Source organism: Methanobrevibacter acididurans (assembly GCF_046197875.1).
Classification (GTDB): Archaea; Methanobacteriota; Methanobacteria; order Methanobacteriales; family Methanobacteriaceae; genus Methanobrevibacter_A; species Methanobrevibacter_A acididurans.
Genome location: NZ_CP166991.1, coordinates 1,486,555 through 1,501,011 on the forward strand (window position 1 = coordinate 1,486,555; position 14,457 = coordinate 1,501,011).

A 14,457-nucleotide genomic window follows, 5' to 3' on the forward strand; every position below is an offset into this window, starting at 1 on the left:
TTTATTTAATTTTAATTATATAAGATTAAAAATTATTAATATAAAATAGATATATTAAATTAAATAAAATTTAATTATAATTAGTGATGAAAATGCCAACAAGATATAAGGAAATGGGTTATTGGGAAATTGCAAGTAGACAAATGAGTATTGTTACAAAAAGCCAGCAAAAAAGATTTAAAGAATCAAAAATAGGAGTTGTTGGTTGTGGTGGTATTGGTGGTTCAGTTATAGAAATGCTAGCTCGTATGGGTGTTGGAGAGTTAAATCTTATTGATAAAGATTATTTTGATTTCTCCAATTTAAATAGACAATTATTGAGTACAACTTCAACTTTAAGAAAATCTAAAAGTGAAACTGGAAAAGAAAGAGTAAGAATAGTTAATCCTTATGTGAAAGTTAATACTTTTAACGAAGAATTAGATGAAAGTAATGTTAATTATTTAGTAGGCGATTGTGATATTGTTATTGATGCATTGGATAATTTAATTTCAAGAATTATTTTATCTAGATTTACTAAAGAACATAATATCCCTTTAGTTCATGGGGCAATTCATGGTACTATGGGACAAATTACTGTTTTTACAAAGGATAGTGAAAGTTATGAAGAATTATTTGAATTACCTTCAGTTAATAAAAAAATCAATGCCCAAATTGTTAAAGAAATTGAATCATTAAATAATGGTGTTCCCCCAGTTATCGGCCCAGTTCCTAATATAATTGGGGCTTTACAAGCATTTGAGGCATATAAATATATTACGGGTGTTGGAAAAGTTATTTATTCTCCAAATATTTTTAAATTTGATTTATTGAATTTGAATTCTTTTTGTACTGTTAAATTATAATTCTTATTTTAAATTTTTTTAATGAATTAATATAATATTTTTTTTAGTTTTTGTATTATTTTGGTTTTGTAGAAACCCTTTATTTTTTTTCTAATTTTTTTTCAATTGAAATTGTACCTTGATGTTTTTGTTTTTTCGATTTCTTTTAATTTAGGTTTAAGAAGTTTTAAGAAGGTTTCAAGTCTTTACACTTGAAATAGTACCTATGATATTTAAAATAAGTAAAGAATAAGTATTAATATTAAAATGGAGAATAAATATTAATATGACAAGTAAAAACATTAATTTTCCAAGTAATTCTTTGTTTTCTAAGCAATTAAATCTTTCGGATTTTAACTTTGAAAAACCTTACAAAAAATTTTATAAAAAGTACTTTTAAAAAATCGTAATGAGGATTTAACAAATAATCAACTGTTAAAATTTATTGAAACAACTTTTAACTATGCAAAAATGTGCTTAAATACTTATTCTAATTATTTTAGCAATCATTTATACACACAACCTGTTTTATTCACTATTTTATCACTTAAAAATTTTATACTAAAAAGCACATTTCGTGAATATAACTCAATTTTTTACAGTTATCTGACCAATATAATTAAATATTTGCGGATAAAAAAGGTCCCACATTACACTACAATCCAAAAATTTTTCCAAAAACTACCATCTGGTACTTTAAGAAAAATCAACCAATTAATATTATCTCAACATGATATAAGTGGAGAAATAATAGCCCTTGATGGATCAGGATTCACCAACGATTATGCTGACAAATATTATGCAATAATACGAGCTAAAGAACGAAAAAGCTATGTTAAAAACCATATTGCAATAGACATAAAAACTCTTTTAATCCTAAATTATGCAACTCAAAGAGGACCTTAGAAGTGACACCAAGTTCGCAATCAATTCCATAAGACAAACAAAAAAAATATCATCCACATTTACATATTAGCAGACAGAGCATACGACACAGAACCCATAAGAAAATGTATAAACGAATACACTGGAGCTTTTGACCATAATACCAATTAAAACTAGAGCCAAAAAAGGACATTACAGACTTAACAGCATATCCATCTTCAGACCCAAAATATACAGTCTAAGAAGCAATGTAGAAGGAGTATTCAGCGTAATCAAAAGACTATTTAACGGAACAAACCGAAGCCGAACATTAAAACTATCAAACAAAGAAACAAAACTCAAAAACCTAATCTACAACATCCACAGATCAACACAACTACCAAAAAAATAGGGTTTCTACAAAGCCATTATTTTAAAAAAGTTTATATAGTATTAGGTGGAAATGTAATTCCGTAGGAAGTAACCTTCCGGCTAACTTCCAATTTAATTTACTTAAAAAAAACAAAACTTAAAAGTAAACCCATACAAAGATAAAACATAACTAATTATAAATGGAGAATTTATTACATGTCAGACGAAATAAAAAATATTATTGAAAGAATGGAAGCAGATAATATCAAATTCATAAGACTTCAATTCGTAGATTTAAATGGAGTTCCAAAAAGTATAGCAGTTCCATATGTAAAAGGAGAAATGGAAAACTTTTTCACCAAAGGAATGCCATTCGATGGATCCTCAATAGAAGGATTCGTTGAAATCAATGATAGTGACCTAATTTTAAAACCGGATATAAGCACATACTCACAATTATCATGGAGACCTGAAGAATCCGCAGTATGCAGATTTATATGTGATATTTGGACCCCTGAAGGAAAACCATTCGTAGGAGACCCAAGAAGCATACTTAAACATGCACTAAAAAAATTAAAAGATGAATATGGATACAATTATAATATTGGACCAGAACCAGAATTTTTCATAGTTAATATAGATGAAGACGGATATCCCGTACCTTACGATGATGCAAGTTACTTTGATGTAGAACCAAAAGATAAAGGACCTGATTTCAGAAGAGAATTAACATTAAACTTAGAAGAATTAGGATTTGATGTTGAAGTAAGTCACCACGAAGTAGGACCTGGACAAAATGAAATTGCATTTAAATTTGACGATGCATTAAAGACAGCTGACGCAGTAATAACATTTAAACAAGCAATAAAAGCTATAGTTAATAACATGGCACAGTTTGATGGATTAGATTATAGAGTAACATTCATGCCAAAACCATTCTTTGGAGAAAATGGTAGTGGAATGCACTGTCACCAAAGTTTATTTAAAGACGGAGAAAACTTATTCGCAGACGATGAAAGCGAAAGTGGAATCTCTCAAGAAGCAATATATTTCATTGGAGGATTATTAAAACATGCTCCAGCATTAACTGCAATAACTAACCCAATAGTAAACTCTTACAAAAGATTAGTTCCAGGATACGAAGCACCTGTTTACGAAGCATATGGTCTTAAAAATAGATCAGCATTAATAAGAGTTCCTGCTGCACGAGGAAAAGGAACACGTATTGAATACCGAGCACCTGATCCAGCATGTAATCCTTATTTAGCATTTGCAGCAATGTTATATGCTGGAATGGACGGATTAAAAAATAAAATTGATCCCGGTGAACCAACAGAAATAAACATTTACAAATTAACTGAAGAAGAACGTGAAGAATTAGGAATTAATGTATTACCTTCAAGTTTATGGGAAGCATACCATGCATTAGAAGAAGATAATATAATTATGGATGGTTTAGGCGAACACATAAGTGAAGCATTCTTAAAATCCAAATATGCAGAATGGGACGATTACAGAGTACAAGTATTTGGATATGAACAAGAAAGATACTTAGATTTATAATTAACTAAACCTCTTTTTAATTTTTTACTTTTTTAAAAAAAAACATTTTTTTACTATTTCTTAATTCAAAAATAAAATAGAAACTTATTAAAAAAAAATATAAATTAACTTAATAAAAAATAAATTTTAATTCTTTTTTCTTAAATTTTACAAAGGTAACTACAATGTCAGAATCAGAACATCGTATGATAGAAATTCTCAGAATTTTAAGTGAACAAGACAAAGCAATTGGTTCTAAAGTTATAGCAAACGAATTAAAAAATAAAGGTTATAACTTAGGAGAAAGAGCTGTAAGATACCACATGCAAATATTAGATGAAAAAGGATTCAGTAAAAGAAAAGGATATTCTGGAAGAATAATCACTGGATCTGGAAGAAAAAAACTTGAAAAAGGACTAATTTATGACCAAGTAGATTTTATTTATTCAAAATTTGAAGAAATGATGTATAAAACAAATTTTGATTTTGGAAAAAAAACTGGGAAAATAATAGTCAATAAATCTAATGTTTTGGACGAATCTGCATTTAAAGTAGTTAAAAATGTTTTTGATGCAGGACTAGCAGTTAGTCCCTTAATAAATGTTGAAAAAAATAAAATAGGAGAATCTTTAGGATATACAATAAAAACTATTTGCAGTACAACTATAGATGGGATTCTTTTATCAAATGGAATAGCATCCCAACCTATTTATGGAGGTCTTGTTAATGTTGAAGATTATACTCCTACAAATTTTACTGAATTAATTTCTTATAAAAAAACATCTATGTCTCCTTTAAATGCTTTCATTGCAAAAGATATGACATCCGTTAGAGAAGTTGTGAAAAATGGTAATGGAATAATACCTGCAAATTTTAGAGTAATACCTAGTGCCGCTAGGGAAAAAACAATTAACATTCTTGAAAAATTAAATCAAATAGGTATTAATGGTATATTGAAAATTGGAGAAAACGGGGAAACCACATTAGGAGTACCAGTTAATGAAGGTTTAGTTGGAATTGCATTAATTGGAGGAGTTACACCTTTATGTGCAGCTCAAGAGTTAAATTATGATGTAGACATTGAAACTATAGAAGAATTTGAAGAGTATGAAAATTTAAAGTCTATATCAAAACCTCAAAATATACTAAAAACCTCAAAAAAATCAAATCAAAATAGGATACCATTCTTACTTTCAAAATCATGGAATTTAATACAAAAAGTAAATTTTGATTTAAATTCTGAAAAAGGAAAAATAATATCTAATATATCTTATATTGATAAAGAAGATTTAGATTTTGCCTTAGATATTATGAAAAAAACATATGAAGATTCACCAAATTATATTAATCCATATTATAAATTAATTAATCATCCCGGTAATCCTAATAAAATAGGTATAGGTACTATTTGTAGTTTAACAATTGATGGGATTTTAATGAATAATGGGATTTTAAGCACACCGAAATATGGTGGATTAATTGAAATAGGAAATTCTCCACAATTTATTGAAATGATTTCATATAATGGTTCTTCATTAGATCCTCATAAAATTTTTATTTTTAAAAACATGACTAATATTACAAAAAAGAAGATTTATCCTCAAAATGCTTTAGCTTCTATTAAAGAAGTACCTTATGTAGCAAGAGAAAGAAGTAAAGATATTTTATCTAAACTAATTGATATGGGATTATCTATTTATAAAATTGGAAAACCTAGAGAGTTAGTTTATAATGCTAAAGTGAATAATTATAATTTTGGAATTGTTGCAGGTAGTGGGTTAAATTCAATTGCAGCAATGAAGGAAAATAACATTGATATTGAAGTAAAAGCTGCTGAAAAATTAATTCCTTTTAATGAATTAGAAAAAATTTAAAAATATTTATATTCTTACAAAACTTTTTTATGAAAACTTAATACATTTAAATGAAAGATAAAGAAATATAAGTAAAACATTAAATATTATGTTTAATATTAATTTAATAGATATATAAATTAATAAAAATTTATAAGTAAAACAGATAGGAATGTTTATAAAAATAAAAAATGGAGCAAAAATAATATGGAAAAAGAAATGGAACCCCTACAAAATGATAGATTAAAAGAGGTAATTAAAAACTTACATGAAAATTATAATGAAGATACTGAAGAAAAATTTTTAGCAGAACTTAAAAATGCATCTTTTTTAGCTCCTGCTGACATTAAAGTTGAAGAGGACTTAAAAGAAAAGATAGAATCTGATGGAACTATAACTTTAGATAAAAATACTCCTATGAATTTTATGTTAATTAGTTCAGAAGATGGAAAAAACTTTTTCCCTGCATTTACTGATGAAGAAGAGTTAAGTAAAGATCCTGAAAAAAAAGATGCAATTATAATTAACTTAGAAACTTATTTAGAAATGTTAGATAGTAATACTGAAGAAAATATTGCGAGTATAGCTATTAATCCTTTTGGTGAAGCTATTGTAATACCTAAAGAAATGTTAATCGATATTTACACCAACTAAATAAAACTTTTTTTTAAATAATATTATAAAACCCATTTTTTTTCGATGTTTTAAATTTTAAACATCAATGTTCTTTTTTTTAAATCCCCAGATTAAATAGAAAATCTTAAATATCGAATGATAAAAATATCGATATGTATGAAAATACAAAACTTTTTTTAAAAATGGAGAAATAAAAAAATGAATAATAAAAAAATTTTTATAATAATTGTTATTATTGCCATTATAGCTATTATAGCTGGTAGTTATTACTCAGGGGCAATATCAACACAACAATCTAGTGAGTCAGGTACTGTAACTGTGCTAGCTGGAGCTGGTTTCAGCAAAGTTGGTAATGATTTAGTAACTGAATTTAACAAAAAATATCCTAACATTAAAGTAAATATGAAATATGGGGGAAGTGGAGAACTATTCTCAACTTTAGAAACCCAAAAAAGTGGGGATATTTTTTTACCTGCAGCTTATAAATATATGAAAGAAGCTAAAGAGAATGGTTACATTCAAAATAATACAGAACAGAACATTACTAAAAAGGTACCTGTAATAGTAGTTCAAAAAGGTAATCCTAAAAATATTACTGGACTTAAGGATTTAGAAAGATCTGATGTTAAAGTAGGTTTAGGTCAAGCCGAAGGTCCTGCTATTGGAAAAACATCTCAAAAAATTATTGAAAAAAATAATTTAACAATAAACCCTACTGTTACAACTACTACAGTTAATCAATTATTAACTTATATAGTATCAGGACAAGTAGATACAACTATTATATGGGAAGACATGACTGTATGGCAAGAAGGAAAAGATAAAATTGAAGTTGTAGAAATACCTAAAAATGAGAATTCTATAAGTACAATACCTGTTGCAACAACTCAATTCGCAAAGGATAATAGTTCCGCACAAAAATTCCAAGAATTTATCTTATCTGATGAAGGTAAAAAAATTTGGGAAAAATGGGGATTTGAAATAGACTAAAAAAAAGTTTTTCTAAAAAATTATTAGGAGATTGAGAGGATAAGATTATTATGCGTTCTAAATTTGAATGGTTATTTATTGGAATCACAGTAACAGTTACTTTAATATTTTTTGCAGTAATTGGAAGTATGTTTTTAATTACTTCAGTAGATGGATTCATATCTTCTTTATTTTCTCCAGAATTAACTTATGCTATAGGATTAACCATAGGTACTTCATTAGTTTCTGCCACAATAGTGGTAATATGTTGTATACCTATGGCTTATACATTAAGTAGATATGATTTTCCTCTAAAAAAATTATTTAAAATCATATTAGATTTACCTATGGCTTTTCCTGAAATTGTTATTGGTATAGCACTTTTAATGTTTTTAGGAAGCTATGGAATTGGAGGAATATTAAATACTTTGGGAATTGAACTAGTTTTTAATAGTACTGGAATTATTATTGCCGAATTCTTTGTAGCTTTACCTTATGCAATTAAAATGTTACATTCTACATTTAATTATATAGATCCTAGATATGAATTTGTATCAAGAAGTTTAGGTTATAGTGAAGTTGATACTTTTTTTAATATTACATTACCTTTATCAAAACAAGGACTTTTCGCAACAATAATTATTACTATTGCAAGATGTATAGGAACATTTGCTGCGGTATTATTTGTTGGTGGAGGCATATTAATGAAAACTGATACTTTAGCTATTTCAATATATTTGAATTTATCTACAGGTGATATAGATATGGCTATTACATCTGGAATTTTATTAGTGATAATTTCATTTATTACAATTGCTATAATGGAAAAATATGCTCCTGAAACTTATAATAATCAAAAAAGTGTTTGAGTTTAAGATAATAGGAAAAAATTAAATATTTATTTTTTTAGGGATTGAAATGTATTTAGAAGTTGAAAATTTATCTGTGGATCTTGGGGAATTTCATTTAAAAAATATTAACCTTTCAGTTGAAGAGGGAGAATATCTTGTTTTAATTGGCCCTACTGGTTCTGGAAAATCTGTATTACTTGAAACAATTATTGGATTTTACACTCCAAAAGAAGGATTAATTAAATTAAATGGTAAAGTACTTAATGATATTGCACCTGAAGATAGACACATTGGAATTGTTTATCAAGACCATGTTCTTTTTCCAAGTATGAATGTTTATGATAATATAGCTTATGGATTAAAAAATAAAAAATCATTAACTAATGAAGAAATAGATTTAAAAATTAAAGATATGGCTAATATTATGAATATCACTCATATTTTACCTAGGGATGTAAATACTCTTAGTGGTGGAGAATCACAACGAACAGCACTAGCTAGAGCTCTTATTGTTGAACCTAAAATTATTTTAATGGATGAACCTTTTAGTGCATTAGATGTAACCACTCAAGCAACATTAACTTCTTTAATTAAAAGCATAGGTAAGAAGTATAAAACAACATTTGTCCATGTGACTCATAATTTTAATGATGTCTGGAATTTAGCAGACCGTGTAGGGGTAATGAAAAATGGCATACTTCACCAATTGGACTATATAGACACAGTATTTTCAAAGCCTAATAATAAATTTGTTGCAGATTTTGTTGGAGTTAACAACATTATAAAAGGAAAAGTAGATAAATATAATGAAGGAATAATGGAAATTAAAATTAATGATAATTTAACATTATACAGTGCAGACGAAGAATATTATGATAAAAATAAGAATATTAAAAATCATGAAGTTTTAGTTGCAATAAGACCTGAAAATATTATATTCTCAAATGATAAAATAAAATCTTCAGCAAAAAATCAACTCAAAGGAATTATTAAAAATATTGAAATAGCAGGACCTATTATCACAGTAATTACAGAAGTAGAAAATGTTAAATTTAAAGGAATTTTAACAAAAAATTCATATGAATTATTAAATATTAAAGAAGGTAATGAAATTTATTTAATTTTCAAATCAATGAATGTTAACATAATCGAAAGTTATAATAAATTCAATCTAAAGAAAAATTAAAAATTAATATAATTCTATTAAAATTGGTTCGCCTATTTGAGGTTTATGTAAAAATTCAACTAAATCCTCTTTGAATTCAATTAAATCAATTTCAATAGTTGGATTTAATGATGTTGCATCTAAATTTACTAATACTTTAAAACCAGGAACTCCATTATATTCAGATTTATCTATATTAAGTATTTCACCTTCAGCAAAAATACGATTATATGATATTTCTGCATGATCATGAATTTTTAAATTTTTTTCTAAATAATTTAAAAGTTCATCAGGAGACATTTTTACTGTTTTAACCATTTTGTTTAACCTCTTAAAATTTTTTTATTAATTACATTTGAAAAAATGTATTTTAATATATAAATATTATTTGTTAGTATTAGTACAAATAAGTTTTGTTTTAAAATATAAAAAAGATTATTTATAAGAATATGTAAAATCAACTTCAGGCATTTCAGCCTCTATAACAACTACATTATCATCTTTAACATGTCGTATTTCAAGAAGTTCATCTTTAATATCATTTAAATCTATTTCGATGCTTTGATTAAGAATTTCACCATTAAGTTGTAAACTTACACGAAGTCCTTCACCTGTTTCTTCATCTTCTTCAGTAATAGTTAAAACTTCACCTGGAGCAAAAATACGATTATAAGAAATTTCAAGTGTATCAGTAGGCTGAACATTCTGACGAATATATTCTACCATTTCATCAGGACTCATAATTAATTCCTTTTCTTCATTTTCCATTATATCTCACTCCAAAAATATTAAAAATAATTTAAAAAAATAAATTTAAAAAAAAATTAGGAGATTAATTAATAATCTCCAAGGGTAATATATTCATCATTTCCTTCGGAATAAGCAGATAATTTATCTCTGTTATTTTCAGCATCAATATATAATCCACCTTTACCGTTAAGAGCAATATCACCTGAATATTGGATATATTTTCCAGCATAAACTTTACCAGATATTTCTGGATCAGTTACAATACCTTGTTCAACAAATCCTTCAAGTAATCTTCCTAATTTACCATGAATAATAATATTACCATTTTTCATTTGACCACCAGGCCAACGGTTAACATTACCATCAATTTCTATTGTACCTTTAGTCATGTGAATACCTGCAAGAATATCACAGTTTCCTAGAACATGAATACTTCCACCAGTTAAACATTCTCCACATTGTTTTCCAGCATCACCATGAATAATTATTTCTCCACCAGTGACACCTCTCCATTCTCCAATGTAAGAAGCTCCAGTAAATTCTTTAGTATTTCCCATAATTTCTAGTTTTCCACCAGACATTTCACGGCCAGCATGAGCTTGAGCATTACCATTTACTAAAACGTAACCTCCAGACATTTCTGCACCTACATGAAGATCAGCATTACCATTAATAATGACTTCTCCACCACTCATTCTGAAACCAATATATTTAACTCTTCCCATATCCCCATTCATAATCATTTTAACTTCATTTGGAGAATCAGCTTCTCCTTCAACTGTTATTTTAAAATAATCTGTAATTGGGAATCTTGAGTTACCAACCGGTACAGTATATTTTGCAAAATCATCTTCTGTCCATGTATAGATATTGTCAGTGTTTAATTCATCAAATTCTAAAGCAATGGAAGAAGTTTTTATTTGATCAAAAGTTATTGTTTTCACTTTAACACTCCCTTATTTACTTCACTGGTACATCAATTTTAATTGGATTTGGTACATAATGGTCATGTACTTTGTAATTACTCCATTTAACTGAATAATATTGTTTGAAGAAAGGCATAATATCTTCAATTACCTTAGCTTCTTGATCTTCTAAACCAGTAACATTTGTCCATATTGTGTGACTTGGTTTAGTTTGTACAATTTCACCATCTTTAACTAATATTTGTCCATCTTTTATTGTGTATAAAGCACGACTAAATGCTTTTTCAACTTCCTTAGGATTTCTAGAAGGATCAAATTCATTAGGTTTAATATCATAAACAGCAATATCTGCTTTGAAACCAGGAGTTAATGCTCCTCTATCAGTATATCCATCTATTTTAGCAGGAGCTGCTCTTGTTATAATAGCAATATCGTTGAAATCATATTCACGATCGAGTGTAGCGAGGGTTGTTCTTTTTTCAGCCCATTTATGTACTTCTCTATTTTCAATCATTTCCATTCTACGTTTATTACTCATTAACCAGGAAATAACTCTAGGATATCTGATGAATGGACCTCCATTAGGACTATCAGTAGTTAAACAAAGTTGCCATGGATCATTAATTAATAAGAATAATTCTAATCCCACAGCCCATTGTAAAGTGTTAACTGGATTTTTAGGTGAATAGATACATGGAATAATTCCTGAACCTGTTTCACATTCAACATCTTTATTTGCCCATTTTAATCCAGATAATTTATATAAATCATATTCCATTGGACCATCAGCAGTCATAGTAGTAGTTTCATCAAAAGTAACTTGACCTACATCCCCAGTAAGATATTTATTATGATTAATAAATTTAGCAACATCTGGTGCACCTGAACCTGCATTTTTCCAACTAGTTCCAGTATAAGAATGGAATTGTAAATGAGTACAATGCATAACTTGATCTCTTATAGAAGCAGAAGGTAATGTACTTTTAGCAATATCTTTAACAGATGCTAATGTTTCAATAGTAGTTCCAGTGTTTCCTGGGTGTCCTAAATCATTTGGATGTATATGTATTGAGTGAGGAAGTCCTAACTTTTCATTAACTTTTGTTAAAGCTCTTACTACTTGTCTAGAAGTTACATCAAAATAAGGTGCAGAATCATCATATCCATGAACATTCATTCCCCATCCCCATGCTTCTGTTCCACATGGATTTACTATTTTAATACCATATCCTTTAGATAATTTAAGCCAAGCTGATACATATGCAGCTAATTCATCTATTTTATTTTCTTTTGCATATTCCATTACAACCCAATTATTACCAAATAATGGTAATGGGGCTACATCTATATTTGGAATTGTATTAATTTCTTCATGAGTATGTTTTGCTTCTAAAGGAGGCATTGCTGCTTCACAAACTGTTCCATATCCCATTCTAGAATATCTATAACCTGTTGTTGGACAACTTGGTATAGAAAATCCAGATTCACCTTTTTCATGAGCGGTTTTTTGAGTTACTCCTCTTCTTGAATCTTCTGGTCTGTATAATCTACCTACTACTAATTTAGGTCCTGCAATGTGGGCATGAATATCTACACCAGCAGGCATTACAATTTTATCAGTTACATCTATGACTTTGGCGTTATCAGATACACTGTCAACGATTTTATCATCTTTGAACATTATATCTTTCTTTTCTCCATTTACGCCATTAGCAGGATCGTAAACAATACCATTTTTTAGTATATATTCCATTAAATCACTTCCTTCAATTATTCTGCTGCTGGGTTAGGTACGTATTTAGGAGCTACGTTAGGCTCTTTTCTGAGTTTCATTACTCTTTCTTTAATTTCTCTTATAATCCATTCATCATCACGACATGTTTCAGGTTTATCAATAGCTTTTTTCATATAGATAGGTACTCCATCCATACGATAACTTGTACCTGCACATTCAACCGCAATAAATGAACCTGGTAATACAACATCAGCTAATTCTGTTGTAGGTCCCCAGTGAAGATCTATTTGAATAACTGGAATGTTAGCTAAATGTTGATTTGCACCATTAGGGAAGTGAGCACCTGGATCAGCTGCAATAACCATGAAAACATCTGGTTCTTTTCTTGTTAATAAATCTATAGTATTGGTTTCCCCTAACATATATCTTGCATATCCTCTACAGAAATCTACACCAAATGCAAATCCTGTTTCATATGCCATGAATATATTGAATCCATTTACATTAAAGTGGCCTCTCATAGGAGTGAGTCCCCATTTACTATCTTTATTTAAATCCATTACCATTTTTATTGCTATATCAATATTTCTTTGTTTTGATAATGTGTGAGTTAAACCAAGACCGAAGAATAGAACACCAAATTCTGCAGATTTCATTTGATCCACTAATTCATAAATATCTTCTTTTGGAATTCCAGAAATTACATCAGCATGAAGTTTTTTACCTTTTAAAACAGCTCTTATAGCATTATAAAATCCATAATCCCCATTTTGTTCAAATCCTATCCATTTATCAGACATTTTAGCTGTATCTGAAAATTTAGGATCCATTGTAACTACAGTTCTATCAAATCTTCCTCGTTTTCTAAAGTATCCTCTAGGGAAAACTGCATATCTTGCTAAATGTCTTGGATGTGAATTCATTGCATTACTTCCAGAGTATACTACCATATCTGCTCTGTTAGTAACTTCACCTAATGTTTGAATAGGATATCCTGCATTTTGCATAGCTTGTAAACTTGGTCCATGACAAATAGTAGCTTGATTATCTAAAACTGCTCCAATATATTCTCCTAATTCAAGTCCTTCTTTCATACATTCAGTAGAAGTTTCAGACCATCCATAAAATACAGGTCTAATAGAGTGTGCAATTAATTCAGCAGCTTTATCTAATGCTGTATCCCATTCTACTTCTTCAAGTTCTCCATCATCTGCTCGTACCATAGGTACTAATAATCTTTGATCGATATCTTCCATGATTTTACTTGCACCTAATCTGCAAGCATGTCTAACTGCAACTACATGATTATCTTTTATTAAATAATCTAAATCATCACAGTTACATCCACAAAATGCACAAGTACAATCTTCTACAATAGTATCATAATCAGTTATTGGTGGTTCATAACTCATTCTAATTCCTCCCATTTACGTCCTCTATAAACAGGTCGTTCACCTAAAGAATCCATATTTTCAATGACTTCATCATCAGTTTCATCTGTATATTTTTTATAGACTAATCTCATTAAATCTGCCATTAATAATACTTTTCTATCTGTTTTTTCCACAGTACAGTGAATTCCTTTATATGTTGGATCTGAACAACAGTAAGTTTCATGGCTTACAATAGTATTTGCCCATGGTCCTTTACAAATAAATACAGTTCCTTCATGAGGAGCATCTCTTGATTTAGCAGCATTCAATACTACTTCACCAAATTTAGTTTTTACTAAAACGGTGTCCCAATTGTTTACACCTAACTTCATCATATCTCTAGGATCCATATAACAAGTTCCAGAAGCATTTTTATATTCTTCTTTTAATGTGGATCCTCTTTTTTTACATGCTCCTTGGTAGATGTCAGAACCTGTATTTAACATACAATTAAGTATGTCTTCAGATCCTTCACCAGGAGTTTGTTCCAAATCATCTACTACTGGTTTATCTAAATAAGTGTTTGCATAAAACATA

The 14,457-nt window shown here is 28.5% G+C and carries 14 protein-coding genes; 8 read left to right on the top strand and 6 right to left on the bottom strand.

Annotation, left to right across the window (positions count from 1 at the left end; all coding sequences use genetic code 11):
* Window positions 1–92: 92 nt before the first annotated feature.
* From ACA135_RS07410 to ACA135_RS07445, 8 genes are all read left to right on the top strand, one after another.
* The gene (locus ACA135_RS07410; protein ID WP_409198113.1) at window positions 93–845 is read left to right on the top strand and encodes a HesA/MoeB/ThiF family protein; all 753 of its coding nucleotides are present in this window, start codon (window positions 93–95) and stop codon (window positions 843–845) included.
* Between the two features lie 606 nt (window positions 846–1,451).
* Window positions 1,452–1,730, top strand: coding sequence for a hypothetical protein (locus ACA135_RS07415; RefSeq protein ID WP_409198114.1), 279 nt, complete (start codon window positions 1,452–1,454; stop codon window positions 1,728–1,730).
* 546 nt (window positions 1,731–2,276) lie between these two features.
* Entirely contained in the window at window positions 2,277–3,623 is a 1,347-nt protein-coding gene (gene glnA / locus ACA135_RS07420) for a type I glutamate--ammonia ligase (protein WP_409198115.1), read from the top strand.
* Between the two features lie 164 nt (window positions 3,624–3,787).
* Window positions 3,788–5,476: an NrpR regulatory domain-containing protein gene (locus tag ACA135_RS07425; RefSeq protein ID WP_409198116.1), complete on the top strand. Its 1,689-nt coding sequence runs from the start codon at window positions 3,788–3,790 to the stop codon at window positions 5,474–5,476.
* A gap of 186 nt (window positions 5,477–5,662) precedes the next feature.
* Window positions 5,663–6,109, top strand: a complete 447-nt coding sequence (locus ACA135_RS07430; protein ID WP_409198117.1) for an SseB family protein — start codon at window positions 5,663–5,665, stop codon at window positions 6,107–6,109.
* A gap of 180 nt (window positions 6,110–6,289) precedes the next feature.
* Window positions 6,290–7,081: a molybdate ABC transporter substrate-binding protein gene (gene modA / locus ACA135_RS07435; protein ID WP_409198118.1), complete on the top strand. Its 792-nt coding sequence runs from the start codon at window positions 6,290–6,292 to the stop codon at window positions 7,079–7,081.
* A gap of 50 nt (window positions 7,082–7,131) precedes the next feature.
* Complete coding sequence (locus tag ACA135_RS07440) at window positions 7,132–7,929, top strand: ABC transporter permease (protein WP_409198119.1); 798 nt, start codon at window positions 7,132–7,134, stop codon at window positions 7,927–7,929.
* A 49-nt stretch (window positions 7,930–7,978) separates the two neighbouring features.
* Complete coding sequence (locus ACA135_RS07445) at window positions 7,979–9,097, top strand: ATP-binding cassette domain-containing protein (RefSeq protein WP_409198120.1); 1,119 nt, start codon at window positions 7,979–7,981, stop codon at window positions 9,095–9,097.
* A gap of 3 nt (window positions 9,098–9,100) precedes the next feature.
* Here the strand turns inward: ACA135_RS07445 and ACA135_RS07450 are convergent, their stop codons facing one another.
* From ACA135_RS07450 to ACA135_RS07475, 6 genes are all read right to left on the bottom strand, one after another.
* Window positions 9,101–9,394 (bottom strand): DUF2097 family protein, encoded by a 294-nt coding sequence (locus ACA135_RS07450; protein ID WP_409198121.1) that lies wholly within the window; start codon window positions 9,392–9,394, stop codon window positions 9,101–9,103.
* Window positions 9,395–9,511: 117 nt separating this feature from the next.
* Window positions 9,512–9,844 carry a DUF2097 domain-containing protein gene (locus ACA135_RS07455; protein ID WP_409198122.1) on the bottom strand — a complete coding sequence of 111 codons (333 nt, stop codon included), beginning with the start codon at window positions 9,842–9,844 and terminating at the stop codon, window positions 9,512–9,514.
* 68 nt (window positions 9,845–9,912) lie between these two features.
* Window positions 9,913–10,770, bottom strand: a complete 858-nt coding sequence (locus ACA135_RS07460; RefSeq protein WP_409198123.1) for a formylmethanofuran dehydrogenase subunit C — start codon at window positions 10,768–10,770, stop codon at window positions 9,913–9,915.
* Between the two features lie 16 nt (window positions 10,771–10,786).
* Window positions 10,787–12,505: a formylmethanofuran dehydrogenase subunit A gene (locus ACA135_RS07465; RefSeq protein WP_409198124.1), complete on the bottom strand. Its 1,719-nt coding sequence runs from the start codon at window positions 12,503–12,505 to the stop codon at window positions 10,787–10,789.
* Window positions 12,506–12,522: 17 nt separating this feature from the next.
* Window positions 12,523–13,899, bottom strand: coding sequence for a formylmethanofuran dehydrogenase subunit B (locus tag ACA135_RS07470; RefSeq protein WP_409198125.1), 1,377 nt, complete (start codon window positions 13,897–13,899; stop codon window positions 12,523–12,525).
* Window positions 13,896–14,456, bottom strand: coding sequence for a molybdopterin dinucleotide binding domain-containing protein (locus ACA135_RS07475; protein ID WP_409198126.1), 561 nt, complete (start codon window positions 14,454–14,456; stop codon window positions 13,896–13,898). Before ACA135_RS07475 ends, ACA135_RS07470 begins: the two co-directional genes overlap by 4 nt.
* Window position 14,457: the final 1 nt, after the last annotated feature.

Excerpts from the sequence above, each read along its gene's own strand:
- ACA135_RS07410 (WP_409198113.1), top strand. The coding sequence starts at position 93 with ATGCCAACAAGATATAAGGAAATGGGTTATTGGGAAATTGCAAGTAGA.
- glnA (WP_409198115.1), top strand. The coding sequence starts at position 2,277 with ATGTCAGACGAAATAAAAAATATTATTGAAAGAATGGAAGCAGATAAT.
- ACA135_RS07425 (WP_409198116.1), top strand. The coding sequence starts at position 3,788 with ATGTCAGAATCAGAACATCGTATGATAGAAATTCTCAGAATTTTAAGT.
- ACA135_RS07430 (WP_409198117.1), top strand. The coding sequence starts at position 5,663 with ATGGAAAAAGAAATGGAACCCCTACAAAATGATAGATTAAAAGAGGTA.
- modA (WP_409198118.1), top strand. The coding sequence starts at position 6,290 with ATGAATAATAAAAAAATTTTTATAATAATTGTTATTATTGCCATTATA.
- ACA135_RS07440 (WP_409198119.1), top strand. The coding sequence starts at position 7,132 with ATGCGTTCTAAATTTGAATGGTTATTTATTGGAATCACAGTAACAGTT.
- ACA135_RS07445 (WP_409198120.1), top strand. The coding sequence starts at position 7,979 with ATGTATTTAGAAGTTGAAAATTTATCTGTGGATCTTGGGGAATTTCAT.
- ACA135_RS07450 (WP_409198121.1), bottom strand. The coding sequence starts at position 9,394 with ATGGTTAAAACAGTAAAAATGTCTCCTGATGAACTTTTAAATTATTTA.
- ACA135_RS07455 (WP_409198122.1), bottom strand. The coding sequence starts at position 9,844 with ATGGAAAATGAAGAAAAGGAATTAATTATGAGTCCTGATGAAATGGTA.
- ACA135_RS07465 (WP_409198124.1), bottom strand. The coding sequence starts at position 12,505 with ATGGAATATATACTAAAAAATGGTATTGTTTACGATCCTGCTAATGGC.
- ACA135_RS07470 (WP_409198125.1), bottom strand. The coding sequence starts at position 13,899 with ATGAGTTATGAACCACCAATAACTGATTATGATACTATTGTAGAAGAT.
- ACA135_RS07475 (WP_409198126.1), bottom strand. The coding sequence starts at position 14,456 with ATGTTTTATGCAAACACTTATTTAGATAAACCAGTAGTAGATGATTTG.